The following is a 23,322-nucleotide window of genomic DNA, read 5'->3' on the forward strand; positions in this document are numbered from 1 at the left end:
GAATTTGTGTTTGTGTAGGTTTGCAAACTGAGTCGGCAAGCAAAAAAATCAGGTCAGAGCCCTTAATTTTTTTCAAAACCAGCCGAAAGAAATAGTGAAGGCAGTTTGAAAAAGTGGTTTTGCAAACCTACACTTTTTCAAACTGCCTATTGTATTGCTTCCTGCTTTTCAAATCTGACCGCTTTTGCGTAAAATGTGTCCTTCGGCATCTCGCACAGCTGCGCCGCCTGTCGGAGCGTCAGCTCCTTGCTCCGCCAGGCCCGGTATACCTGCTGAAAATTATCCGGCAGAGGGAGGGGCGGACGGCCGAAGCGGACCCCCCTTGCTTTTGCCGCCGCAATGCCCTCGGCCTGCCGCTGGCGGATGTTGTCCCGCTCGCTTTCCGCCACGAAACTCAAAATCTGCAGAACGATATCGGAGAGGAAGGTCCCCATCAGGTCCTTTCCCCGCCGGGTGTCCAGCACCGGCATATCCAATACCGCGATGTCCGCCCCCTTCTCCTTGGTGATCAGCCGCCACTGCTCCAAAATCTCCTCATAGTTCCTGCCCAGGCGGTCAATGCTTTTGATGTAGAGCAGATCGTCTTTTTTCAGCCTGTGAATCAGGTTCTTGTACTGGGGCCGTTCAAAGTCTTTGCCCGATTGCTTGTCCAGATAGAGGTGCTTTTCCGCTACCCCGGCTTCCCGCAGCGCAATGCGCTGCCGGTCCTCATTCTGGTCTTTGCTGCTCACCCGTATGTACCCGTATGTTGTCAAAACAGCTCCTCCTTTACAATGTCATAGGCAAATCTCCTAACCTTTCAGTTTACAATAAAGTAAGCTCCCGTTCCCACCCGCCACCTTCAGATGGACGGGAGAAAACGGGCGTTTCCCGTATACAGAAAAAAAGAGCGCTGCAGCACAAAACGCTGCAGCGCTTTCAATCTGTGGGGAAATCCGGGACACACGAGAAAACACAAAAGTCAGATACGCTTTCTCCAGTGTCCGGCTGGACATTTGTCCGTAATTGGGATAGGATAAACGTAATTGGGATAACCCGTGGATATGTTGCGGGGAATCATCTTGGGAGGAGCGTGGACCATGAAATCCATCACCCTGCTGATCAAGCCGGCGTCCAGCCTGTGCAACCTGCGATGCCGCTATTGCTTTTACGCCGATATCGCCGGCCAGCGTACCGTTCCCAGCTATGGAATTATGACCATGGACACCGCGGAGCGGCTGATCGCTTCCGCCTTCCAGGCGGTAGGAAACAGCGGACAGATCCAGTTTACCTTTCAGGGCGGGGAGCCCACCCTGGCCGGGCTGCCCTTTTTCCAGCGGTTTGTGGAGCTGACGCAGGCCCACAGCCGGCCGGGGGTGGAGATCCACTGGTCCATTCAGACCAACGGGATGGTTCTGGACGACACATGGGCCGCTTTCTTCCGGGACCACAACTTTTTGGTGGGTCTGTCCGCCGACGGAACCAGGGAAGTCCACGACGCCTGCCGGGTGGATCCGGAGGGAAACGGCACATGGCAGACGGTGGCCGCCGCCGCCGCGCTGCTCAAGCAGTATGACGTTTCCTTCAATCTGCTGTGCGTGGTGACAAAGCAGTGCGCCCGCCGGGCGCAAAAGGTATATCACGCCCTTCAGAAGCTGGGGAGCGGATACATCCAGTTCATTCCCTGCCTGGACGCGCTGGAGGAGCAGCGGGGCAGCGCGTCCTACTCCCTTACGCCAGAGGCCTACGGCAGCTTTTTGTGTACCCTGTTCGACGCCTGGTATCTGGACTGGAAAGGGGGACGCTACACCAGCGTGCGGCTGTTTGACGACTACATCCAGCTGCTGATGGGCCTGCCGCCGGGAACCTGCGCCACCTCGGGGCAATGCGGCAGCTATCTGGTGGTGGAGAGCGACGGCAGCCTCTACCCCTGCGACTTTTACGTGCTTGACCGCTGGCGTCTGGGGGATATCCGCACCTGCACCCTGGAGGAGGCCGCCGCCTCCGGGCTGGCCCAGGACTTTCTGGCGGAGGGCCGCCGCCGTCCGCAAACTTGCCTGGCCTGCCGCTGGTATCCCATCTGCCGGGGCGGGTGCAAGCGGGACTGGCAGCAGCATGGAGGGCAAACGGAACATTACTATTGCACATCCTTTCAGCGCTTTTTCTCCTATGCCGCGCCCCGGCTGGAGGAGATTGCCCGGGCGGAGCTGCTGGCCCGCCGGGGCAGATAGACCAAGCCCCGTTCAGCACAAAGCTGAACGGGGCTTTTGCAAAACACCGGTTTGATTCAGGCAAAGGTCAGCTCAAAGCCTTCCGCATAGAAGGCGCCTCCCATGGGCAGACACTCCAGGTCAAGGGTTACCTCGCCGTCGCCCTGGCGGAACCGCAGGGTCTGGCCGGTGCGCATACAGCGGGCGGACGCCACCGGCTGGGACAGGCGGAGGGTCAGCTTGTCCGGCAGCGCGGGCACCTCGTCATAGGCATAGAAGGCATAGGCGCACCCGTCGGTGCGGGTGTAGAACAGGCGGGGCGCAAAATAGGGCGGGCAGATGCGGGTGTTGTAAATTCCCTGTCCGAACAGCTTGAGCCAGGCGCCCATCTCCCGCAGGGAGCGCTCGGCGGGCGCGGGGAGCATTCCGTCGGGCTGGGGCGCGATGTTCAGGGCCAGGTTGCCGCCCTTGCTCACCACGTCCAGCAGCAGGTGCACCAGCTGGCGGCCGCTCTTGAAGGTGTCGGTGTAGTGGAAGGAGAATTTCTGCCCCACTGTGGTGCAGGTTTCCCAGGGCACGGTGAGGGCGGTATCCGGCACGGTTTTTTCCGGGGTGATGAAGTTCTCGTATTCCCCGCCGCAGGTGCGCTCGCACACGATCATCTGGGGCTGGGTAGTGGCCCGGAGCTCCTCCACGATCTGGCCCAGGCGGATATCCTGCCCCATATTGTCCGGCCGCACCCAGCCGCCATCCAGCCACAGCACGTCGATTGTCCCGTAGTTGGTACACAGCTCCCGGATTTGTTCATGGGTGAAGCGCACATATTGCTCCCACAGCTCGGGGTGCTCCGCCACATCATAGTTTACGTTGCGGGTGGGGGCGCTGCCGAACTGGGGCGCCCAGTAGTAAGGGCTGTGCCAGTCCGGTTTGGAGAAATAGGTGGAGATGGCCAGTCCCCTGCGCCTGAACTCCCGGTAAAGCGCCCCCACCACATCCGCGTCCGGATGGGTATGGAAGGGGCAGTCCGGACCGGTGATCTTGTAGTCGGTGGTCTTGGTGTCGTACATGCAGAAGCCGTCATGGTGCTTGGTGGTGAACAACAGATATTTAAAGCCGCACTCGCTGGCCAGCTGGGCCCAGGCGTCCGGCCGGAACTTCACCGGATTGAAGGTCTTGTTGGCGTCCCAGTACTGCTGCTTGCATACCTCGGCGGGCGCCCAGGTAAAGTCCTCCTGGCTCCAGTCGGCGTCGCCGTCGCTGAGGGGCCAGCTCTCGTAGGTGCCCAGCTGGCAGCCAGGAGCCCAGTGCATCATAAAGCCCAGCTTCAGGCCCATAAACCACTCCAGATGCTGTTGCACCTGGGGGGATTTGGGCGGGACGTACTCCTCCGGCGGGGTATAGTTATGAATACCGGCTGCAACAATTTCTTTTTTCATGATGTACGGTTCCTTTCCCACAAACCCGGCCATGCCGGGGCTTTTTTTCACTATAAAAGAAATGCGGGGAATGGGAAAGGGTGAATTCTTTTTTTGAGGTGTACTTTTTTTGGCTGCCCCTCTTATGGCCAGGTATCGGAGGCAGCGTCGCACTCGCTGGGCAGGGTAAGCCGGGCCAGCAGCTGCCGGCCGTCGTAGTTGAAATAGCGCAGCCCGCCCCGCTGGCCGAACCGCAGCATCAGCCGCTCGTTCACGTTGCGGATGCCAAAGCCGTGGGTGACCTGCAGCTGTACATCCTGATAGTCCAGATAGGCGTTCAGCAGCGCCGCGTCCCCGCCCCGGCCGGTATCGGTCACCTCCACGATGAGCAGCCCGTTTTCCTCCCGGGCGCGGATGCGGATGGTGATGCCCGGATCCTGTCGTGTAATGCCGTGACGGATGGAGTTTTCCACCAGCGGCTGGAGGGTGAATTTGGGAATGACCACCTGAGCGGGGTGCAGTCCGGGCAGGATCTCCAGCCGGATGTCCTGCTGGAACCGGAGCACATACACCGAAATGTATTCCCGGATGTTCTCCAGCTCGGTGCTCATGGTCACCATGCGGTCCGGCTCGGTAATGCTGTAGCGCATGAGGCTGGCAATGGAGTCCACGGTGGCCGCGATGTCGTCCTCCTCCCGCGCCAGGGCCATATAGTTCACCGCGTTCATGGCGTTGAGCATGAAGTGGGGGTTAATCTGGGCCTGCAGGGCCTTCAGTTCGCTCTCCCGCCGCAGCTTCTCCTTGGCGGTGAGCTCCTGAATGAGGGTGTTGATGCGGTCAATCAGACTGCCGAAGCTGCTGCTGAGCTGCTGGATCTCCCGCGGCCCCCTGATATCGGCGGGGTTCCATTCCACCCCCCGGGTATCACGGATGGTCTCCAGCTTTTTGGTAAACTGCACCACCGGCCGGGAAATGCCGGCGGAAAGCATCAGGGAAAACAGGATCCCCACCAGCATAAAGATCACCGAGCACAGCAGATAGGGGAACATCATGCTCCACACCTGGCTGGTAATGTCCCGATACGGGGTCAAAAACACCAGCTGGATCCCCCACTCCAGTTTTTGGGAGGTACACAGGTATTCCTGTCCGCCGATATTTAGCTCGGAGCTGACCGAATTGGGGATGAGCAGGGCGTCGGCAATGGACAGCTCCGACAGATTGGCGCTGCGGTAGATCTGGTCGCCCTGGTCGTTGAGCAGGAGAAACCCGCTGTGCCTGGTTACCGGCACCAGGGAGAGCAGGCGGGATATCTGGTTCACCGGAAGGCTGCCCAGCAGCACGCCCATGCCGTCCTTCTGATAGGCGCCGGTAAAGGTGCTGCTTTGCAGCCGGCGGGCGAAGCACAGCCGGGTCTGATCCTCATTGAGAAAGATGTGCTGTCCGCTGCGCCGCTGCAGGGCGGCCTGATACCAGTCCTCCTGTTCCACCATCGCGCCGCTGTATACCCGGCTCACCTCCGGAATGGTGCTGGAGGGCAGAAACAGCTGGCTCACCTCCAGCGCCGGATTGACATACAGCTCCGCCCGGAAGCCGTTGTTCAGCAGCAGGGGCTCCGCGTTCTGCTGGTAGATCAGCCGGTTATTCAGGGCAAACTTGGTATTCAGATCCCGCAGCTCGTCCTGGCCGATGTCCCGCCCCAGCAGCTCGCCCAGCTGCTGGTCGCTGGTATAGCGATACACCAGCTGGTCCACCGTCTGGGTAAAAATGCCGCTCAGGCGCACATTGGCCTCAATAATGGCCTCCTGAGAGGTAATGAGCTGCTGGGTGATGGAGGCCCGGAAGAGCAGATAGGTGGCGCCGTTGAGGGTGAGCAGAATGGCGGAGATGATGCAGCAGATGATGAGAAAGGTGCGTTTGGTAATGCTCATGGAGCCTCCTCCCCGCCGGGCGCGGCACAGGGCTGGCCGGCATAGAGGTTGCGGTATTCGCTGGGGGTCATGCCGGTGTGCTTTTTAAAGAACTTGGCAAAGTAGCGGGGATGGTCGTAGCCGGAGGAGGCGCACACATCCTTGATGGATATGGAGGGATCCCGCAAAAGCTCCCGGGCCCGCTCCAGCCGCTTGGCGGAGAGATAGCTGCTGATGTTCTGGTTGGTGGCGTTTTTAAACACGGTGCTCAGATAGGAGAGGGAGAGGTTCAGGGTGTCCGCCAGGTTGGAGATGTTGAAGTTGGAGTCGGTGTAGTTCTCCTGGATGGCCTGCAGGCAGTAGGACACAATGGGGTTTGCGTATTCGCCCTTGCAGCTCTGGGCGTATTCCATCAGATCGTAGTACTGGGTGGCCAGATAGGCCAGCCGCTCCTGCTGGGTGGTAAGCTTCCAGTATTCCACCATGGCCTTCTGGCGCATGGCGTCCAGGCTGTCCCGGTCCTTGCCCAGCTCCTCCTGATACAAAAACAGGTAGTTGAGCAGCTGGATACCCAGCACATCCCGCCGGTCCGCCAGGGAGCGGAACACGTCCTGGCTGATGAGCAGCTCTCCCATGGCGGCCATGTCCCCCTTGCGCAGGGCCTGGCTGACCTGGGTGCGCAGGGCCTCGTCGCAGGCATACCAGGGGGGCACGTCCGCCGAGAGCTCGGCGCTGATGGCTGCCAGCCGCTCCTCCAGGCTGTTCAGCTTGGCCCGGGTGATGGGCTTCAGGATATAGTCGGTCACCTGATACTGCAGAGCCCGCTGGGCGTATTCAAACTCACCGTGGCCGCTGATGAGGATCATGCGGGTGTTGGGACAGTGCTCGTATAAGTAGCGGGCCAGCTCCAGGCCGTCCATGCCGGGCATGCGGATATCGGAGATGACTACATCCGGGTGATGGGCCTCCAGCAGGGCCACCGCCTCCTCCCCGTTGGTGGCGCAGCCCACCAGTTGCCCGTTGAACTGCTCCCAGTGGAGCATGCGGGAAATTCCGTCCAGCGCCATGCGGTCGTCATCCACAAGAATGATCTTCATAAAACAGGGGGCTCCTTTCGGTACAAGACAACAATTACCAAAAACCGCCCCCAGTATATCACACCTTTTGACGCTGCGGCTGCAAATTTTACAAAAAGATTTTCCAAACCCCGGCCCGCCGCTGCGGCGGCCCCGTCTAAAAAAAGTGCACCCCACTTAAAATTAGTCTCATTGTTGGCGCCGGAGGGGGCGTTTATAATGAATACAAAGCCGTAAGGAGGAGAGGCAATGAAACGACTGGCAAGGCACGCTGGCGGAGCGCGGGGCAAAGCCGGATTTTTCAAGACATTCAAAAAGAATCTTCCGCTTACCCTGATGGCGCTGCCCGCGCTCATCGTCATGTTCCTGTTCCGGTACCTGCCCATGTCGGGCCTGCTGCTGGCCTTCAAGCGGTTCAGCGTGCGCAAGGGCATTTTCGGGAGCGACTGGGTGTGGCTGGACAACTTCAAGTTTTTGTTTGAAACCACCGACGCCTGGGTCATCACCCGAAACACCATCTGCTACAACGTCCTGTTCATCGCAATCGATCTCATCCTGGCGGTGGCCATGGCCATCGGCCTCAACGAGCTGCTGAACAAACGGCGGGCAAAGGCCTATCAGACCATCTTCATGGCGCCCTATTTCCTGTCCTGGGTGGTTGTCTCCTTTATGGCCTTTTCCCTCTTCAGCGTGGACGACGGCCTGTTCAATCACCTGCTGGCCTACTTCGGGTTCAAGGGGGTTGACTGGTACTCCGAGCCGGGAAAGTGGCCCTTCATCCTCACCTTCTTCCAGCTCTGGAAAACTGTGGGCTACTCCACGGTTATGTACATCAGCAGTCTGACCGGCATCTCCAACGACTACTATGAGGCGGCCGTGCTGGACGGCGCGACCAAGTGGCAGCAGATCAAGTGGATCACCCTGCCCTGCCTGAAGCCCATGATGATCGTACTTACCATCCTGGCCATCGGCCGCATTTTCTACACCGACTTCGGCCTGTTCTTCCAGCTGCCCCGCAACTCCGGCCCCCTGTATCCGGCAACCCAGGTCATTGACACCTATGTGTACCGCGCGCTGAAGGAAACCGGCAACGTGGGCATGGCCGCCGCGGCCAGCCTGTACCAATCCGTGGTGGGCTTTCTGCTGGTGGTGGGCGCCAATCTGGTGGTGCGCCGCATCGAACCGGACAGCGCCCTGTTCTAAGTCAACGGGAGGGGAAATCACCGATGAAACTCTTTCAGAAAAAGGCGGATGGGTCCCAGGACGGCCTGGCTATCAACCGCATCTCCAAAAAGGCAAACGCCGTTTTGAACACCGTGTTCCTCCTGTGGGCCCTGGCCTGCGTGCTGCCCCTGATCCTGGTGGTCATCGTATCCTTCAGCAGCGAGCAGAGCATCTTTGAAAACGGCTACAGCTTCTTCCCCAGCGAGTGGAGCCTGGACGCCTACGAATTCTTCTTCAAGCTGGGCGACCAGCTCATCCGCTCCTACGGCATCACCATCTTTGTGACCGTGGTGGGCACCCTGTTCAGCCTGACCATCACCTCCATGTTCGCCTATGTGCTCAGCCGCAAGGACTATGCCTACAACCGGCTCTTCACGCTGCTGATGCTCTTTACCATGCTGTTCAACGGCGGCATCGTGGCCACGTACATGGTAAACACCCAGCTGCTGGGCCTGGGCAACAGCATCTGGTCGCTGATTCTGCCCATGTCGCTGAACGCCTTCTACGTAATTGTGCTGCGCACCTTCTACAAGAGCATTCCCATTGAGATCATTGAGGCCGCCCGCATTGACGGCGCGGGGGAGTTCAAAACCTTCTTCCGCATTGTGCTGCCCCTGTCCAAGCCCGGCCTGGCCACCATCGGCCTGTTTACCACCATCGCCTACTGGAACGACTGGTTCCTCGGCATGCTGTACATCGTAGATCAGAAGAAGTACCCGGTGCAGACTCTGCTGTGGAGCATGCAGAACAGCCTGGAATTCATGAAGCAGTCCTCGGCCAACGCCCTGGAGTACGCCGAGATGGCCGCCAACGCCCCCACCGACAGCGGCCGTATGGCCCTCACCGTTCTGGTGGTGCTGCCCATCCTGCTGGCCTATCCCTTCTTCCAGAAATACTTCATCAAGGGTCTGACCGTGGGCGGCGTAAAGGGCTGAGCAACTGGATCAAACGCGTTTCTTTCTTGCGGAAGCGCGTGATAAAAGGATCAAATTGTGAGGAGGAATTGTAATGAAAAAGCACCTTTCCAAGCGCGTCGCGGCATTGGCTATGACCGCGGCCATGAGCGTGGGCCTGCTGGCCGGCTGCGGCAGCTCCGACGCCCCTTCCGGCAGCACGGGCTCTGGTGACGACGAGATCACCACCCTGATCTGGTACATGTCCATCAACCCGGTGGCCGCCGACACCGACAAGGTCATCGCCAAGCTGAACGAGTACACCCGGGAAAAGATCGGCGTGGAGATCGACTACAAGGTGATCGCCAACCCGGACTACAAGGAGAAGATGCCCAACCTGATCAACGCGGGCGAATACTACGACATCTGCTTTACCTCCAACTGGACCACCGACTACCTGCAGTTCACCAGCAAGGAGGCCTTCCTGGACATCACCGAGCTGCTGCCCCAGTACGCCAAGGAGACCTATGACTTTATCCCTGAGGCGGTCTGGGACGCGGTAAAGGTGAACGGCTCCATCTACGGCGTGCCCTCCTACAAGGAGATGGGCTGGCAGGGCGGCATCGTCTACAACAGCGATATGGCCGAGGCCTACGGCATTGATATGAGCGCCGTCAAGACCCTGGAGGACTACACCAAGGTTCTGGAAGTGGTGGCCGAGAAATCCAAGGCCGAGGGCAAAAACGTGGTGGGCGTTTCCGGTCTGACCAACGCCTGGCCCATGGCCGCCCCCTATGAGTCCCTCACCGGCAACCCCAAGCTGCCCGCCGCGGCCGCCGTGCCTGAGTTTAACAACTTCCAGGACGTGTCCGGGCAGGCCGTATTCAACCAGTACGCCAGCGAGGAGTACATGAACTACTGCCAGATCGTCCGGGGCTGGAACCAGGCCGGCTATCTGGGCGGCGACCCCGTGAATTACGACAGCGACATCGCCAACCGGGACAACGACTTCAACAACGGCGCCCTGTTCTCCTACTTCATCCAGTATGCCCCCGGCACCTCTGAATCCATGAGCGCCTCCAGCGGCCACGGCGTGGGCTTTGTGCCCCTGATGGAGCCCCTGTTTGAAACCCGCAGCGCCATGGGCGGCCTGCTGGCCATCTCTTACGCCAGCGAGCATCCCGACAAGGCCCTGGAGTTCATCAACCTGCTGAACACCGACGAATACGTGGGCACTCTGATCCGTCACGGCATCGAGGGCGAGCACTACACCGCGGTGGGCGACAACCAGGTGGACAAGACCATGGGCGGCACCCTGACCGACAACGGCTACGACTACACCTACGGCTGGCAGTTCGGCACCCCCTTCAACCAGAAGTGGGACATCAGCTACCCCGACAACATCGAGCAGCTGTTCCAGGACTACAACGACTCGGCGGTCATCTCCCCCAACAACGGCTTCACCTTTGACATGATCCCCGTGGAGACCCAGGTGGCGGCCCTGACCAACGTTATCGCCGAGTACGCCCCCTCCCTGGAGACCGGTTCGGTGGACCCCGCCGAGTACATCCCCAAATTCCTTGACGCGCTGAATGCCAACGGCGTGGATACCCTGCTGCAGGAGGTTGACGCCCAGCTGACCAGCTTCAACGCCGCAAAGTAAGTCTGACACAATACGCCGGCGAGCCGCAGCTGATCCATCACCCACAGACAACAGGCCGGCAGCTCCTGCTTCGGGGCTGCCGGCCTCTTTTTGAAATGAGGGACTATCATGAAAAAGCGACCCAACCTTTTGTTTATCCTCACCGACGACCAGGGCGCCTGGGCCCTGCGCTGCGCCGGCAATACGGACATCCAGACCCCCAATCTGGACCGGCTGGCCGCCCAGGGCACCCGGTTCGACAACTTCTTCTGCGCCTCGCCGGTGTGCAGCCCGGCCCGGGCGTCCATCCTCACCGGGCGGATCCCCTCCCAGCACGGGGTCCACGACTGGATCCGCAGCGGCAGCCTGGACAAGCAGGCGCTGGGCGAGCACGCCGACCACCCCTATTTCGCCAGCGAGGGGGTGCCCATCCAGTACCTGCAGGGGCTGATCACCTACCCCGACCTGCTGGTGCAGAACGGCTATACCTGTGCGCTGGCGGGCAAATGGCACCTGGGCGACAGCATGCACCCCCAGCACGGCTTTTCTCACTGGTACACCATCGGCCGGGGCGGATGCCTGTACAACCAGGCGGATGTGGTGGAAAACGGTGAACTGCACTTTGAAAGCCGCTATATCACCGACCTCATCACCGAGCACGCCCTGGATTATCTGGACGCCTTCGCCAGGCAGGACAACCCCTTTTATGTGAGCGTCCACTACACCGCCCCCCACGACCCCTGGGACGAGGACCAGCACCCGGCCAAGTACATCGACCTGTACCGGGACTGCGCCTTCACCGCCACGCCGGACGAGCCCCTGCATCCCGACCGGCTGCCCACCGCCCCCGGCGGCACCGGAGAGGAGCGCAAGCGGCTGCTGCGGGGCTACTACGCGGCGGTTACCGCCATGGACGCCGGCGTGGGCCGCCTGCTGGACCGGCTGGAGGAGCTGGGCGTGGCGGAGGACACCCTGGTGATCTTCACCTCCGACAATGGCATGAACATGGGCCACCACGGCATCTGGGGCAAGGGCAACGGCACCTTCCCCTTCAACCTGTTTGACACCGCGGTCAAGGTCCCCTTCATCGCCCGCTGGCCCGGCCACATCCTGCCCGGCCGGGTGACCCCCAGCATGTGCAGCCATTACGACATCATCCAGACCCTGAACGAGCTGATGGACCTGGGCGCCCAGCTGCCGGAGGACCTGCCGGGCCACAGCTTTGCCAACGTGCTGGAGCGGGGCGAGGACACCGACAACCATGTGGTGATCCTGGACGAATACGGCAACAGCCGGATGATCCGCAGCCAGGAGTGGAAGTACATCCACCGCTACCCCTACGGCCCCCACGAGCTGTACCACCTGACCCAGGACCCGGGGGAGAAGGAAAACCTGGTGTACCGGCCGGAGTACGCCCAGATCCAGGCCCAGCTGCTGGATGAGCTGCAAAACTGGTACTACACCTACGCCGACCCGGCGGTGGACGGCACCCGGGAAGGGGTGACCGGTTTCGGCCAGATGCGCCGCCCCGGCATCCACTCCGAGGGGAAACCGGTCTATGCCACCAGCCCCAAATACCAGAAGGCATAATACAATTTATGAGAAACGAGGCAAACACCATGCAATTGCAGGCTATCAAGGAACAGATCTGCGACGTCTGCCACAAGATGTGGCAGCTGGGCTGGGTGGCGGCCAACGACGGCAACGTGTCCGCCCGCCTGGAGGACGGCACCTTCCTGTGTACCCCCACCGGCATGAGCAAAAGCTTTATCACCCCGGAAAAGCTCATCCGCATCGACGGCAAGGGCGGGGTGCTGGAGGGCGCCCAGGGACTGCGCCCCTCCAGCGAGATCAAGATGCATCTTCGCTGCTACGAAAAGCGCCCCGACGTGGGGAGCGTGCTCCATGCCCATCCCCCCGGCGCCACCGGCTTTGCCGTGGCCCACAAGGCGATGGATATGTACAACATGATTGAGGACGTGGCGGTGATCGGCAGCGTGCCCCTGACCCCCTACGGCACCCCCAGCACCTCCGAGGTGCCCGACGCCATCGAGCCCTATTTGGAGGAGCACGACGTGATGCTGCTGGAAAACCACGGCGCCCTGGCCGTGGGCAGCGACGTCATCACCGCCTTCTACCGCATGGAGAGTCTGGAGCTGTGGGCGAAAATCACCATCAACGCGGTGATTTTGGGGGGCAGCGTGGACATCAGCCGGGAAAACATCCAGAAGCTGATCGACCTGCGGGGCTTCTACCAGGTGACCGGCCGCCACCCCGGCTACAAGAAATTCGACAACGGCCTGCGCTGACCGGGAAAGGAAGGGCCTATGAAACGAGTTCTGGCCTTTGACTTCGGCGCGTCCAGCGGCCGGGCGATCCTGGCGGAGTACCGGGACGGCGACCTGCGCTGTCAGGAGGTACACCGCTTTGACAACCAGCCCCGCCAGTCGGAGGGCCACTTCCGCTGGAATTTCGCCGAGCTGATGGCCAATGTGTACCTGGGCATGGAAAAGGCGGGGCCTTTTGAGAGCGTCGGCTTTGATACCTGGGGGGTGGACTTCGGCCTGCTGGACGAGGGGGGCCATCTGCTGGGCGACCCGGTCCACTACCGGGACAGCCGCACCGAGGGCATGGTGGAGCTGGCCCGGGGAATTTTGCCGGAAGAACAGCTGTACGCCGCCACCGGCAACCAGATCATGCCCATCAACACCCTGTTCCAGCTGCTGGCGCTGAAGCAGAGCCAGCCGGAGCTGCTGGAGCGGGCCAGGCGGCTGCTCTTCATGCCGGACCTGTTTGCCTACGCCCTGTGCGGCGCGGAGGTCTGCGAAACCACCATCGCCTCCACCAGCCAGATGCTGGACGTGCGGACCGGCGGGTGGAGCCAGCCGGTGCTGGACGCCTTCGGCATCCCCGCCCGCCTGCTGGCCCCCCGGGTGGACAGCGGCAGCGTGGTGGGCACTTATCAGGGCGCCAGGGTGATCGCGGTGGCCGGCCACGATACCCAGTGCGCAGTGGCGGCCATGCCCGCCCCCAAGCCGGGCGCGGCCTTTTTGTCCTGCGGTACCTGGAGCCTGCTGGGCTGCGAGCTGGACCAGCCGGTGCTCACCGAGGAGAGCCGGGCCCTGGCCCTCTCCAACGAACGGGGGGCCAACGGCAGGGTCAACTACCTGAAAAACATCATCGGCCTGTGGCTGGTGCAGGAAAGCCGCCGCCAGTGGCAGCGGGAGGGCAAGGACTACTCCTTCTCCCAGTTGGAGCAGCTGGCGCTGGAGGCCCCGCCCCTGCAGAGCTTCATCGACCCGGACGCCCCGGAATTCACCCCGCCCGGCGATATACCCGGCCGGGTGCGGGACTTCTGCCGCCGCACCGGCCAGCCGGTGCCTGAAACCGTGGGCCAGGTGACCCGCTGCATCTATGAAAGCCTTGCATTGAAATACCGCTTTGCGCTGACTCAGCTGAGCCGCGCCACCGGGCAGTCCTTTACCGCCCTGCACATCATGGGCGGCGGCGCCCAGGCCAAGCTGCTGTGCCGGATGACGGCGGGCTGCATCGGCCTGCCGGTGCTGGCCGGGCCGGTGGAGGCCACCGCCCTGGGCAATGTGCTCATCCAGCTGGTGGCGCTGGGGGAGCTGGCGGACCTGGAGGAGGGCCGGGCCCTCATCGCCCGCACCCAGCCGGTGGGGCGGTACGAACCGGAGGATACGGCCCTTTGGGCCGACGCATTCCACCGTTATCAGGCCATTTTGAACCAATCCGCAACAAAGGGAGGAATTTAACATGCTCTATCCGAAAATCGGTATTCGCCCCACCATCGACGGCCGCTGGGGCGGCGTGCGGGAGAGTCTGGAAGAACAGACTATGGCCATGGCGAAAAACGCCAAGGCCCTGATCGAGGCGCATCTGCGCTATCCCGACGGCACCCCCGTCCAGTGTGTGCTGGCGGACTCCACCATCGGCGGCGGGGCCGAGGCGGCCGCCTGCGCCGACAAGTTTACCACCGAGTATGTGGTGGCCACCCTCACCGTGACCCCCTGCTGGTGCTACGGCAGCGAAACCTTCGACATGGACCCCCGCACCATCAAGGCGGTGTGGGGCTTCAACGGCACCGAGCGCCCCGGCGCGGTGTATCTGGCGGCGGTGCTGGCCGCCCATGCCCAGCGGGGGCTGCCCGCCTTCTCCATCTATGGTCACGACGTGCAGGACGCCGCCGACACCAGCGTGCCCGCCGATGTGGCGGAAAAGATCCTGCGCTTTGCCCGCTGCGCGGTGGCGGTTGGCTGGATGCGGAACAAGGCTTATGTAAACCTGGGCGGCGTGGCCATGGGCATCGCCGGCAGCTACTGCGACGCCTCCCTGTTCCAGAAGTATCTGGGCATCCGGGCGGAGTGGGTGGATATGACCGAGATCATCCGCCGCATTACGCTGGAGATTTACGACCACGAAGAATACGGCCGGGCCCTGGCCTGGGTGAAGGCCAACTGCAGGGAGGGCTTTGACTGCAACGCCGGCAAAAACCTGCCCCAGGTCATCACCAGGTCCAAGGTGGTCCCCGCCGACAAGGACTGGGAGTTCGTCACCAAAATGACCATGATCATGCGGGATATCCTGTACGGCAATCCCAAGCTGGACGAGATGGGCTGGCATGAGGAGGCCCTGGGCAAAAACGCCGTGGCCGGCGGTTTCCAGGGCCAGCGCAACTGGACCGACTGGCTGCCCAACGCGGATTTCTCCGAAGCCATCCTGGCCTCCACCTTTGACTGGAACGGCCCCAAGCAGCCCACCCCCTTTGCCACCGAGAACGACACCTTAAACGGCGTGGCCATGCTGCTGGGCACCCTGATCTCCGGCACGGCCCCCTGCTTCCACGATGTGCGCACCTACTGGAGCCCCGACGCCTGTGAGCGGGTCACCGGCCACAGGCCCCAGGGGGTGGCGAAGGACGGCTTCATCCACCTCATCAACTCGGGCGCCACCGCCCTGGACGGCTCCGGCGCTGCCATCAACCACAAGGGCGAGCATGTGATGAAGCCCTTCTGGGAGATGACCGACCGGGATATGGCCGCCTGCCTGGAGGCCACCGACTGGTGCCGGGCCAACTACGAGTACTTCCGGGGAGGCGGATTCTCCAGCCACTTCCGCTGCTCCGCCGAGATGCCCGTCACCATGCTGCGGGTGAACATTGTGGAGGGCGTGGGTCCCGTGCTGCAGCTGGCCGAGGGCTGGACCGCCCACCTGCCCGACGAGGTCCATACCCCCATCGACCTGCGCACCGACCGCACCTGGCCTACGACTTGGTTTGTGCCCCGTCTTACCGGCAAGGGTCCTTTTGCCGATGTTTATAGTGTGATGGCCAACTGGGGCGCCAACCACGGCGTGACGGTGTATGGCCACGTGGGCGCGGACCTGATCACCCTGGCCTCTATGCTGCGCATCCCCGTGGCGCTGCACAACCTGCCGGAGGAGCGGATCTACCGCCCCCACGCCTGGGCGGCCTTTGGCACCGGCAACGCCGAAGGGGCGGACTTTGCCGCCTGCAAACACTACGGGCCGCTGTACCGCTGAAGGGAAACGCCGGGGGCGGGCGGCCATCCCAACTGAGCAAACAGGAGTGAGTCTATGAAACACTGCCACGAATTTGAGGACTGGGCCCGTCCCCACGAGGGCACACAGCCCAACCGGGCCTATTACATCCCCTTTGCGCCGGAGCAGGACCCGGTGCAGGCCCCCCGTGAGACCTCGGACCGGTTCGTTCTGCTGAACGGAACCTGGCAAATGAAGCTGTATGACAGCATCAGCGCTGTGCCGGAGGACTTTTACCAGCCGGATTTTGCCGGGCCGGATTTTATGGAGATGCCAGTGCCCTCCTGCTGGCAGACCCAGGGCCTGGACCAGAACCAGTACAGCAACGTGCGCTATCCCATTCCCTATGACCCGCCCTTCGTGCCCCATCAGAATCCCTGCGGGGCCTACCGCACCCGCTTTACCGTGGAGCAGGCCCTGCTGGGCGGGCGGGTCTACCTGAACTTTGAGGGCGTGGACAGCTTTTTCTATGTCTGGCTCAACGGCCATCGGGTGGGCTACAGTCAGGTGAGCCACTCCACCAGTGAGTTTGACATTACCCCCTATCTGGCCGAGGGGGAAAACCTGCTTGCGGTGCTGGTGCTGAAGTGGAGCGTGGGCACTTATCTGGAGTGCCAGGACAAGTTCCGCATGTCCGGCATTTTCCGGGACGTCTATCTGCTGGCCCGCCCGGAGCGCCACATCCGGGACTTCGGGGTGCGCACCTGGGGCTGCGAGGATTACACCCGCGCCGTGATCCAGGTGGGCGTGGCGTGGGCCGGCGGCGAGGGGGAGCTGGAGTGGGAGCTGCTGGATCCCCAGGGCAGCCCGGTCTGCCGGGGCAAGGCGGCCGGCGAATTTACCATCCACCTGGAGCAGCCCCGCTTCTGGACCGCCGAGACGCCCCATCTGTACCAGCTGCTGCTGCGCACCGGCCAGGAGGTCATCTGCCAGCCGGTGGGGGTGCGGGATATCACGGTCAAGGGCCGTCAGGTGCTGCTCAACGGCAGGCCCCTGCGCTTAAAGGGGGTAAACCGCCACGATTCCGACCCGGTTACCGGCTTTACCATCAGCTACCAGCAGGCGCTGAAGGACCTGGCCCTGATGAAGCAGCACAACGTAAACGCCATCCGCAGCAGCCACTACCCCAACGCCCCCTGGTTTGTGCAGATGTGCGAGCGCTACGGCTTCTATCTCATCGACGAGGCCGACGTGGAGTGCCACGGCGTGACCGAGGTATTTGGGGGCGGCGATGAGACCACCTTCGGCCTGATCGCCCAGCAAAAGGAGTTTGCGCCGTTGATCCTGGACCGGGTGCAGCGGTGCATCATCCGGGACAAAAACAGCCCTGCGGTCCTCATCTGGTCCCTGGGCAACGAGTCCGGCTACGGCCCCGGCTTTGAAGAGGCGGGCCGCTGGGGCCGGGACTATGATCCCACCCGCCTGATGCACTACGAGGGCTCCTGGCACCAGACCGGCGGCCATGTGAACGACACCAGCATGCTGGACCTGTACAGCCGGATGTACAACGAGCCCGATTTTGTGCGCCAGTGGCTGGAAAACCCCGCCAACACCAAGCCCTTCCTGCTGGTGGAGTACTGCCACGCCATGGGCAACGGCCCGGGGGATCTGGAGGATTACGAGACGCTGTTTCTGGAGCAGCCCGGCATTCTGGGCGGCTTTGTGTGGGAGTGGTGCGACCACGCCATCGACGGGGGGACCACGGCGGACGGCCGCCGCAAATTCCTGTACGGCGGCGACAGCGGCGAGTTCCCCCACGACATCAACTTCTGTGTGGACGGGCTTGTATCCCCGGACCGGATTCCCCACACCGGTCTGAAGGAGCTGAAAAACGTCTGGCGGCCGGTGCGGGCCCGCTGGCTGGGGGATGACATCGAGCTGCGCAGCACGCTGGACTTTGTGGATGTCAGCCAGCTGGCGGAGTACCGCTGGGAGCTCCAGCTGGACGGCGTGGTGGTGGAGCGGGGCGAAGGGACGCTGCCCGCCCTGCCCCCCAGGGGCACGGCGCGGATGGCGCTGCCCTGCCCGCTGCCCCATCAGTCCGGCCGGGTGGACCTTCGCCTGATCTATCTGGCCCGCACCAGCTCTGACTTTGTGCAGGCCGGGGAAGAGCTGGGCTTTGACCAGCTGACCCTGCGCCAGGCCCAAAGGCAGGCCCCCGCCCCCAAGCCCGGCCGGCTGACGGTAGAGGAAACCGATGCGGAGATCCGGGTAAGCGGCGAAACCTTTGCCTATGTGCTGGATCGGTTCACCGGCTGCTTCAAGAGCCTGGTGTGGAACGGGGCCCAGCGGCTTGCCGAGCCCATGGGCTTCAACGTGTGGCGGGCCCCCACCGACAACGACCGCAAGATCCGCCGGGTCTGGGAGCAGGCCGGGTATGACCGCGCCCAGGTGCGGGTGGCCCGCTGCCAGGTGCTGGAGGGGGAGGAAACGGCCATCCGGTGCGAGCTGGTGTTCGCCGCCTCCATCCGCCAGCCTTTCCTGCGCTGCACCGCCCTCTGGCGGCTGGACGCCGCCGGTACTATCACGCTGGAGCTGGACGGGGTGCGGGACGAGGCGTTCCCCTTCCTGCCCCGGTTCGGCCTGCGCATAAAGCTGCCCGCCGGGTTTGAGCAGCTGGACTACACCGGCTACGGCCCCCAGGAAAGCTACCTGGACAAAAAGAACGCCTGCTGGTTCGGCCGGTTTACCGGCACGGTCAGCGGCGAATATGTGGACTATATCAAGCCCCAGGAGCACGGCAGTCATATGGGGTGCCAGCGGCTGCGCCTGAGCTGCGCCGACGCGGCCCTGTGGGCGGCGGGCCAGCAGCCCTTCAGCTTCCGGGCCTCCCACTATCCCCAGGAGGCGCTGGCTGCCGCCGCCCATAACTTCGAGCTGCAAAAGAGCGACCAGGTTGAGCTGTGTCTGGACTACAAAAACAGCGGCATCGGCTCCAACAGCTGCGGCCCGGTGCTGGCCGACCGGTATGCGCTCATCGAGCCGCGCTTCCACATGCAGCTTTCCTTTGGCTTTACATCTGTGGACTGAAGAGGCAGGCCGCTCTCCCCTATTTCGCAGCGGGGTATTCGTTGCACAGCAGCCGGTAGGGCGGCTCGTCCTCCTCAATGGCGGGAAAGCGTCCCAGCTTCTCATAAAAGCGGTTGTCTGTGTTGTCATCGTTGCACTGGCTCACTTCCCCCAACAGGACGGGGCCGGAGCCGGGCTCCACCTGGAAGTCATGGTAGAGGCAGGGGTAGATGGTGATGCTCTCCCCGGGAGTCAGGCGCACCTGGCTGCCCGCGGGAACCACCAGCTCCCGGCCGTCCACATGGACGTGAACCTCCGATTCCCGGTCCAGCTCCTCCTCAGGGGTGGAATGGTACACCCGGATGAGCACCGTTCCCCCTCCCCGGTTAATGATGTCCTCCATTTTGGACCAGTGAAAGTGCATGGGGGAATACTGGCCCTCTTTCAAATACAGCAGCTTTTCCGCATAGGTCTTGGTATACTGGTCCATCTTCAGGTTACCGTTGCGGAGGGTGATGAGAGAAAAGCCCAGTTTGTCAAAGTCTCCCATGCCATAGTCGGTAATGTCCCACCCCAACATGTTGTCCCGGATCTCATCGTAGTCATGACCCTTTTCCCTCCACTGCTCCGGTGTGAAGCTGCAGAAGGGCGGCAGGGCAAAGCGGTACTCTTTCACCATCCGCTCCATCTCCCTCAAAGCGGCGTTGATCTCGCTGCGTTTCATGATTTTAACCTCCTTATCCAGGCTTTGCATCGGATTGTCTGGTCTCTCTGCAAAGATAGGGCTCGCGCTTTGGATTATAACACATTCCGTTCTGTCTGTTACTCCAAATTTGCCGGTTTTGCACGCAGAATCCCCAGGACACCGCCACCGAACCCAGGTGGCCGCCATCCTCATGCGGTTCATCCAGTTGGGGCAATCACGCAATAGAATTAAACCATTCCAAGAGAATAGATGAATCTTAATAGAAGGGCGCTGCAGAATCTGATCTGCAGCGCCCTCTGTTTTTATGGAATCAATAGTTGTCGCTGTGAATTTCAAAGAAGCTCTTGGCGTACAGGCAGGTGGGACACACCTCCGGAGCAGCGGTACCCACCACGATGTGGCCGCAATTGCGGCACTCCCACACCTTGACCTCGCTCTTTTCAAAGACCTGGGCAGTCTCCACGTTGCGCAGCAGGGCGCGGTAACGCTCCTCATGACGCTTCTCAATGGCGGCCACCAGACGGAACTTGGCGGCCAGCTCGGGGAAACCCTCCTCCTCGGCGGTTTTGGCAAAGCCGTCGTACATGTCGGTCCACTCGTAGTTTTCCCCCTCAGCGGCATGGAGCAGGTTCTCGGCGGTATTTCCCACGCCGTGCAGTTCCTCAAACCACAGCTTGGCGTGGGCCTTTTCGTTTTCCGCGGTCTGGAGGAAGAGGGCGGCGATCTGCTCGTACCCCTCGCGCTGAGCCACAGAGGAGAAGTAGGTGTACTTGTTCCGTGCCTGAGATTCTCCGGCGAAGGCAGCCTCCAGGTTCTTCTCGGTCTGGGTACCGGCGTACTTGTTGGCGCTCTTGACGGGGGCCTCCTCCATCAGCTCGAAGGCGGAGGCGGGCTGCTTGCAGAGGGGGCAAGACTCCGGCGCGCTGTCCCCTTCGTGAATATATCCGCAGACTTTACATTTCCACTTTTTCATAACCTGTTTTTCTCCTCCTGAGATGGGTTCCTTACAGGCAGTGGGTTTCAACACCGCTTTGGCTGCCTGCGCAGGAAAATAGGTGGTATGAAGCATCCGCTCAGCCAGCTCGCTGAGGGGCTGCCCGTAAAAGGCCTCATAGACCACTTTGATTTCGGGATTTTCGTGGCTGGTGCGAAGGGCCATGGAGCCGTCCCGCCGGTAGAGCGCGGCAATGCGGCTCTTGCGGGTCTCGTCGGCGTTTTTCATCAGGTCCTTGGGCTGTCCGCCGCCGCCAATGCAGCCGCCGGGGCAGGCCATGACCTCCACAAAGTGGTACTGCTTTCCGCTTTCCTTCATGCGCTGGAGGAACGCGCGGGCGTTGGCGGTGCCGTAGATCACAGCCACCTGCAGCGTCAGTTCCCCAATCTCCACCTGGGCCTCCCGCACGCCTTCATAGCCCCGGACGGGGCTGAGCTGAAGCAGCTCCTGAGGCGCCGCCTGGCCGGTGAGGTATTCATAAGCGGTGCGCAGAGCGGCCTCCATCACCCCGCCGGTGTTGCCGAAGATGACCCCCGCGCCCGAGGCCTTGCCCATCAGGGAGTCGTAGGCAGAGTCCTCCAGGGTGTTCCAGTCGATTCCAGCCGCTCTGGCCCACCGGGCCAGCTCTCTTGTCGTAATCACCTGGTCGGTGTCCCGCATGCCCTCCACACCGTGGTAGTCGGCGGCCGCGTGCATCTCCTCCCGCCGGATCTCAAACTTTTTGGCCGTGCAGGGGGTCAGGGCCACATGAACGATCTGCTGGGGATCCAGGCCCATCTGCCTGGCAAAGTAGGTCTTTACCGTAGGACCCTGCATCCCGATGGGGCTTTTGGCGGTAGACAGATGCGGCAGCAGCTCCGGAGCGTAAATCTCCGCAAAATGTACCCAGCCCGGGCAGCAGCTGGTAAACTGGGGCAGAGGGCGGTCCTGCTCTTTGATCCGGCGGAGCAGCTCGCTGGCCTCCTCCACAATGGTGAGGTCGGCGGCAAAGTTGGTGTCCAGCACATAGTCCACCCCCAGAGCCCGCAGCAGGGCCACCATCTTCCCTTCCACAAAGGCGCCCGGCTCCATGCCGAACTCCTCACCCAAAGCAGCCCGGACGGAGGGGGAGGTGCTGACCACAACCACCTTGTTGGGGTCGGCAATGGCCGTTTGTACCTGGGAACACTCGTCCCGCTCCGTGATACTGTCCACGGGGCAGACATTGGCGCACTGGCCGCAGTAAATGCAGATTGCCTTGCCTCCGGTTTGCTCCAGCGTATACGTGCCGTGTACCCCCATCAGGTTGGTACAGGCCTCCTTGCACATGCCGCAGCGGATGCACTTTTCTTCCCAGCGGACAATGCTGGGGTTGTCCGCCTCAATGGGGACACGGACAGATAAAGGCAAATGGTTCAGTTTGCTCACATTCCTTTCTTTTTCATTTGTTCTGGCAGTCCTCACATACATAAGTCAGCTTCAGATCATACGACAAAATAGAAATTCCGGCCTTTTGCTCCAGCTGTGAGGTGAGATCACCCAGATCAATGTCCAGCAGCCTGCCGCACCTCTTGCACACCAAATGATCGTGGCGCTGGATACGGTCATACCGATCGGGCATTCCCTCCACCGATACCTTGCGGAGCAGATCCTCCTGCCACAGGCGGTTGAGGTTGTTGTACACGGTAGCCAACACCACAGACGGATAGGTCTGCCGAAGTGCATCAAAAATTTCCTCAGCTGTCATATGGCTGCCGGAGGAACTGACAATCTCTAAGATTTTCTTTCCATACTTGGTCATGGCTGCAACACCAAAATTAGAATTATTCTAATTTTATTATATCGACTTTGCAACTCCCGTCAAGAGGCAAAGCGCCCAAAAATAATGGGGCCTGTTTTGGGCAGGAGGGTGACAGCGCGGGAAACAGGCTGCCGCTCTCCCCTCTGCCAGCGGCTCAAGGGCCGCCATCACAAGCGGCTTCCGGCGATCCAGGAAAAAAAGAGGAGGCCGGTGTCCAAAATCCTTACACTGCAGCGTTATTTAAAAGGTATAAGGGAATTTATATCTTTACACACTGGTCTGCAGTATCTGGAAAATGGCCGGGTCCTTCCCCACCACACGACTCCTTTACCTTTATAAAGCTGGCCTTATCGCGTAAAATCAAAGGTACAGCAACCGGAGGTAGGGTATTGTGTGTTGCTGCAAAGGAGGCGGCACACATGGGCTACTACATGAGCGAACTGTACCGGCGCTACTTCCGGGCCACGGGCTTCAGCGAACTGGAGGAAGAGATTGAAAACACCCGTCAGGAGGTGCGGGACTGTCTGGATCAGGCGCAGCAGCGGAAGCTGATGCATCTGATAGATGCGCAAGAGCAGTTGAAAGCGGAGCTGGCCCAGTCCAGCTTCGAGGATGGGTTCCGGCTGGCCATAGGGCTTCTCCGGGAACTGGAGGATAAGCGTATCCGGCTCCAACTGGAAGAGGAGGGGTAAACATGGGGAACACACAGTTTCCCGTTCAGCGGTGCCAGTATTGCGGAAGCGAGGATATCGGCCTGGGCTGGCAGCACGGTGAGGCACTGATTACCTTTAAGAAGCACGGTCTGCTGGGCAACCGGCTGCAATACCTGATCTGCCGCAGCTGCGGTGCGGTACTGTACCAGCGGGTGGCTGAGCCACACCGGTTCCTCCCTGTAAAGTAGCGTACA

At 61.5% G+C, this 23,322-nt stretch carries 18 protein-coding genes; 11 read left to right on the forward strand and 7 right to left on the reverse strand.

Annotation, left to right across the window (positions count from 1 at the left end; genetic code table 11):
- Window positions 1-146: 146 nt before the first annotated feature.
- Window positions 147-755, reverse strand: a complete 609-nt coding sequence (locus B5F88_RS06915; RefSeq protein WP_087343423.1) for a recombinase family protein — start codon at window positions 753-755, stop codon at window positions 147-149.
- Between the two features lie 324 nt (window positions 756-1,079).
- Between B5F88_RS06915 and B5F88_RS06920 the strand changes: the two genes are divergently transcribed.
- On the forward strand, window positions 1,080-2,210 hold the full coding sequence (locus B5F88_RS06920; protein ID WP_087343426.1) for an anaerobic sulfatase maturase: 1,131 nt from the start codon (window positions 1,080-1,082) through the stop codon (window positions 2,208-2,210).
- A gap of 56 nt (window positions 2,211-2,266) precedes the next feature.
- On the opposite strand, the gene B5F88_RS06925 is transcribed toward B5F88_RS06920, so the two are convergent.
- The 3 genes from B5F88_RS06925 to B5F88_RS06935 all read right to left on the reverse strand — a co-directional run bounded on the left by B5F88_RS06925 (window position 2,267) and on the right by B5F88_RS06935 (window position 6,608).
- Entirely contained in the window at window positions 2,267-3,625 is a 1,359-nt protein-coding gene (locus B5F88_RS06925; RefSeq protein ID WP_087343490.1) for an alpha-L-fucosidase, read from the reverse strand.
- A gap of 122 nt (window positions 3,626-3,747) precedes the next feature.
- Entirely contained in the window at window positions 3,748-5,532 is a 1,785-nt protein-coding gene (locus tag B5F88_RS06930; protein WP_087343429.1) for a histidine kinase, read from the reverse strand.
- Window positions 5,529-6,608 (reverse strand): response regulator, encoded by a 1,080-nt coding sequence (locus B5F88_RS06935; protein ID WP_087343432.1) that lies wholly within the window; start codon window positions 6,606-6,608, stop codon window positions 5,529-5,531. Before B5F88_RS06935 ends, B5F88_RS06930 begins: the two co-directional genes overlap by 4 nt.
- Before the next feature lie 228 nt (window positions 6,609-6,836).
- On the opposite strand from B5F88_RS06935, the gene B5F88_RS06940 reads away from it, so the two are divergent.
- The 8 genes from B5F88_RS06940 to B5F88_RS06975 all read left to right on the forward strand — a co-directional run bounded on the left by B5F88_RS06940 (window position 6,837) and on the right by B5F88_RS06975 (window position 18,956).
- A complete protein-coding gene (locus B5F88_RS06940) occupies window positions 6,837-7,790 on the forward strand; it encodes an ABC transporter permease subunit (protein ID WP_087343433.1) in 954 nt (317 codons plus the stop codon).
- 23 nt (window positions 7,791-7,813) lie between these two features.
- Complete coding sequence (locus tag B5F88_RS06945; RefSeq protein WP_087343435.1) at window positions 7,814-8,746, forward strand: carbohydrate ABC transporter permease; 933 nt, start codon at window positions 7,814-7,816, stop codon at window positions 8,744-8,746.
- 73 nt (window positions 8,747-8,819) lie between these two features.
- Complete coding sequence (locus B5F88_RS06950) at window positions 8,820-10,367, forward strand: ABC transporter substrate-binding protein (protein ID WP_242959667.1); 1,548 nt, start codon at window positions 8,820-8,822, stop codon at window positions 10,365-10,367.
- A 108-nt stretch (window positions 10,368-10,475) separates the two neighbouring features.
- Window positions 10,476-11,936 (forward strand): sulfatase-like hydrolase/transferase, encoded by a 1,461-nt coding sequence (locus tag B5F88_RS06955; protein ID WP_087343438.1) that lies wholly within the window; start codon window positions 10,476-10,478, stop codon window positions 11,934-11,936.
- Window positions 11,937-11,965: 29 nt separating this feature from the next.
- On the forward strand, window positions 11,966-12,655 hold the full coding sequence (locus B5F88_RS06960) for a class II aldolase/adducin family protein (RefSeq protein WP_087343496.1): 690 nt from the start codon (window positions 11,966-11,968) through the stop codon (window positions 12,653-12,655).
- Window positions 12,656-12,673: 18 nt separating this feature from the next.
- Window positions 12,674-14,122, forward strand: coding sequence for a rhamnulokinase family protein (locus tag B5F88_RS06965; RefSeq protein WP_087343441.1), 1,449 nt, complete (start codon window positions 12,674-12,676; stop codon window positions 14,120-14,122).
- A 1-nt stretch (window position 14,123) separates the two neighbouring features.
- The gene (locus B5F88_RS06970; protein ID WP_087343444.1) at window positions 14,124-15,908 is read left to right on the forward strand and encodes an L-fucose isomerase; all 1,785 of its coding nucleotides are present in this window, start codon (window positions 14,124-14,126) and stop codon (window positions 15,906-15,908) included.
- Window positions 15,909-15,962: 54 nt separating this feature from the next.
- Entirely contained in the window at window positions 15,963-18,956 is a 2,994-nt protein-coding gene (locus B5F88_RS06975) for a glycoside hydrolase family 2 TIM barrel-domain containing protein (protein WP_087343445.1), read from the forward strand.
- A gap of 19 nt (window positions 18,957-18,975) precedes the next feature.
- Here the strand turns inward: B5F88_RS06975 and B5F88_RS06980 are convergent, their stop codons facing one another.
- The 3 genes from B5F88_RS06980 to B5F88_RS06990 all read right to left on the reverse strand — a co-directional run bounded on the left by B5F88_RS06980 (window position 18,976) and on the right by B5F88_RS06990 (window position 22,415).
- Entirely contained in the window at window positions 18,976-19,659 is a 684-nt protein-coding gene (locus B5F88_RS06980) for a D-lyxose/D-mannose family sugar isomerase (protein WP_087343448.1), read from the reverse strand.
- A 292-nt stretch (window positions 19,660-19,951) separates the two neighbouring features.
- The gene (gene rbr / locus B5F88_RS06985) at window positions 19,952-22,042 is read right to left on the reverse strand and encodes a rubrerythrin (RefSeq protein WP_242959669.1); all 2,091 of its coding nucleotides are present in this window, start codon (window positions 22,040-22,042) and stop codon (window positions 19,952-19,954) included.
- Window positions 22,043-22,055: 13 nt separating this feature from the next.
- On the reverse strand, window positions 22,056-22,415 hold the full coding sequence (locus tag B5F88_RS06990) for a transcriptional repressor (RefSeq protein ID WP_087343454.1): 360 nt from the start codon (window positions 22,413-22,415) through the stop codon (window positions 22,056-22,058).
- A 419-nt stretch (window positions 22,416-22,834) separates the two neighbouring features.
- On the opposite strand from B5F88_RS06990, the gene B5F88_RS06995 reads away from it, so the two are divergent.
- Entirely contained in the window at window positions 22,835-23,107 is a 273-nt protein-coding gene (locus B5F88_RS06995) for a DUF6809 family protein (protein ID WP_087343457.1), read from the forward strand.
- 2 nt (window positions 23,108-23,109) lie between these two features.
- Window positions 23,110-23,316, forward strand: coding sequence for a hypothetical protein (locus B5F88_RS07000; protein WP_087343463.1), 207 nt, complete (start codon window positions 23,110-23,112; stop codon window positions 23,314-23,316).
- The last annotated feature ends 6 nt before the right edge of the window (window positions 23,317-23,322 follow it).

This window comes from Flavonifractor sp. An306 (assembly GCF_002159455.1).
Taxonomy (GTDB): domain Bacteria; phylum Bacillota; class Clostridia; order Oscillospirales; family Oscillospiraceae; genus Flavonifractor.

What these genes read in the sequence shown, in the direction of transcription:
- B5F88_RS06920 (WP_087343426.1), top strand. Translation starts at nt 1,080, where the DNA reads ATGAAATCCATCACCCTGCTGATCAAGCCGGCGTCCAGCCTGTGCAAC.
- B5F88_RS06925 (WP_087343490.1), bottom strand. Translation starts at nt 3,625, where the DNA reads ATGAAAAAAGAAATTGTTGCAGCCGGTATTCATAACTATACCCCGCCG.
- B5F88_RS06930 (WP_087343429.1), bottom strand. Translation starts at nt 5,532, where the DNA reads ATGAGCATTACCAAACGCACCTTTCTCATCATCTGCTGCATCATCTCC.
- B5F88_RS06935 (WP_087343432.1), bottom strand. Translation starts at nt 6,608, where the DNA reads ATGAAGATCATTCTTGTGGATGACGACCGCATGGCGCTGGACGGAATT.
- B5F88_RS06940 (WP_087343433.1), top strand. Translation starts at nt 6,837, where the DNA reads ATGAAACGACTGGCAAGGCACGCTGGCGGAGCGCGGGGCAAAGCCGGA.
- B5F88_RS06945 (WP_087343435.1), top strand. Translation starts at nt 7,814, where the DNA reads ATGAAACTCTTTCAGAAAAAGGCGGATGGGTCCCAGGACGGCCTGGCT.
- B5F88_RS06950 (WP_242959667.1), top strand. Translation starts at nt 8,820, where the DNA reads ATGAAAAAGCACCTTTCCAAGCGCGTCGCGGCATTGGCTATGACCGCG.
- B5F88_RS06955 (WP_087343438.1), top strand. Translation starts at nt 10,476, where the DNA reads ATGAAAAAGCGACCCAACCTTTTGTTTATCCTCACCGACGACCAGGGC.
- B5F88_RS06960 (WP_087343496.1), top strand. Translation starts at nt 11,966, where the DNA reads ATGCAATTGCAGGCTATCAAGGAACAGATCTGCGACGTCTGCCACAAG.
- B5F88_RS06965 (WP_087343441.1), top strand. Translation starts at nt 12,674, where the DNA reads ATGAAACGAGTTCTGGCCTTTGACTTCGGCGCGTCCAGCGGCCGGGCG.
- B5F88_RS06970 (WP_087343444.1), top strand. Translation starts at nt 14,124, where the DNA reads ATGCTCTATCCGAAAATCGGTATTCGCCCCACCATCGACGGCCGCTGG.
- B5F88_RS06975 (WP_087343445.1), top strand. Translation starts at nt 15,963, where the DNA reads ATGAAACACTGCCACGAATTTGAGGACTGGGCCCGTCCCCACGAGGGC.
- B5F88_RS06980 (WP_087343448.1), bottom strand. Translation starts at nt 19,659, where the DNA reads ATGAAACGCAGCGAGATCAACGCCGCTTTGAGGGAGATGGAGCGGATG.
- B5F88_RS06990 (WP_087343454.1), bottom strand. Translation starts at nt 22,415, where the DNA reads ATGACCAAGTATGGAAAGAAAATCTTAGAGATTGTCAGTTCCTCCGGC.
- B5F88_RS06995 (WP_087343457.1), top strand. Translation starts at nt 22,835, where the DNA reads ATGGGCTACTACATGAGCGAACTGTACCGGCGCTACTTCCGGGCCACG.
- B5F88_RS07000 (WP_087343463.1), top strand. Translation starts at nt 23,110, where the DNA reads ATGGGGAACACACAGTTTCCCGTTCAGCGGTGCCAGTATTGCGGAAGC.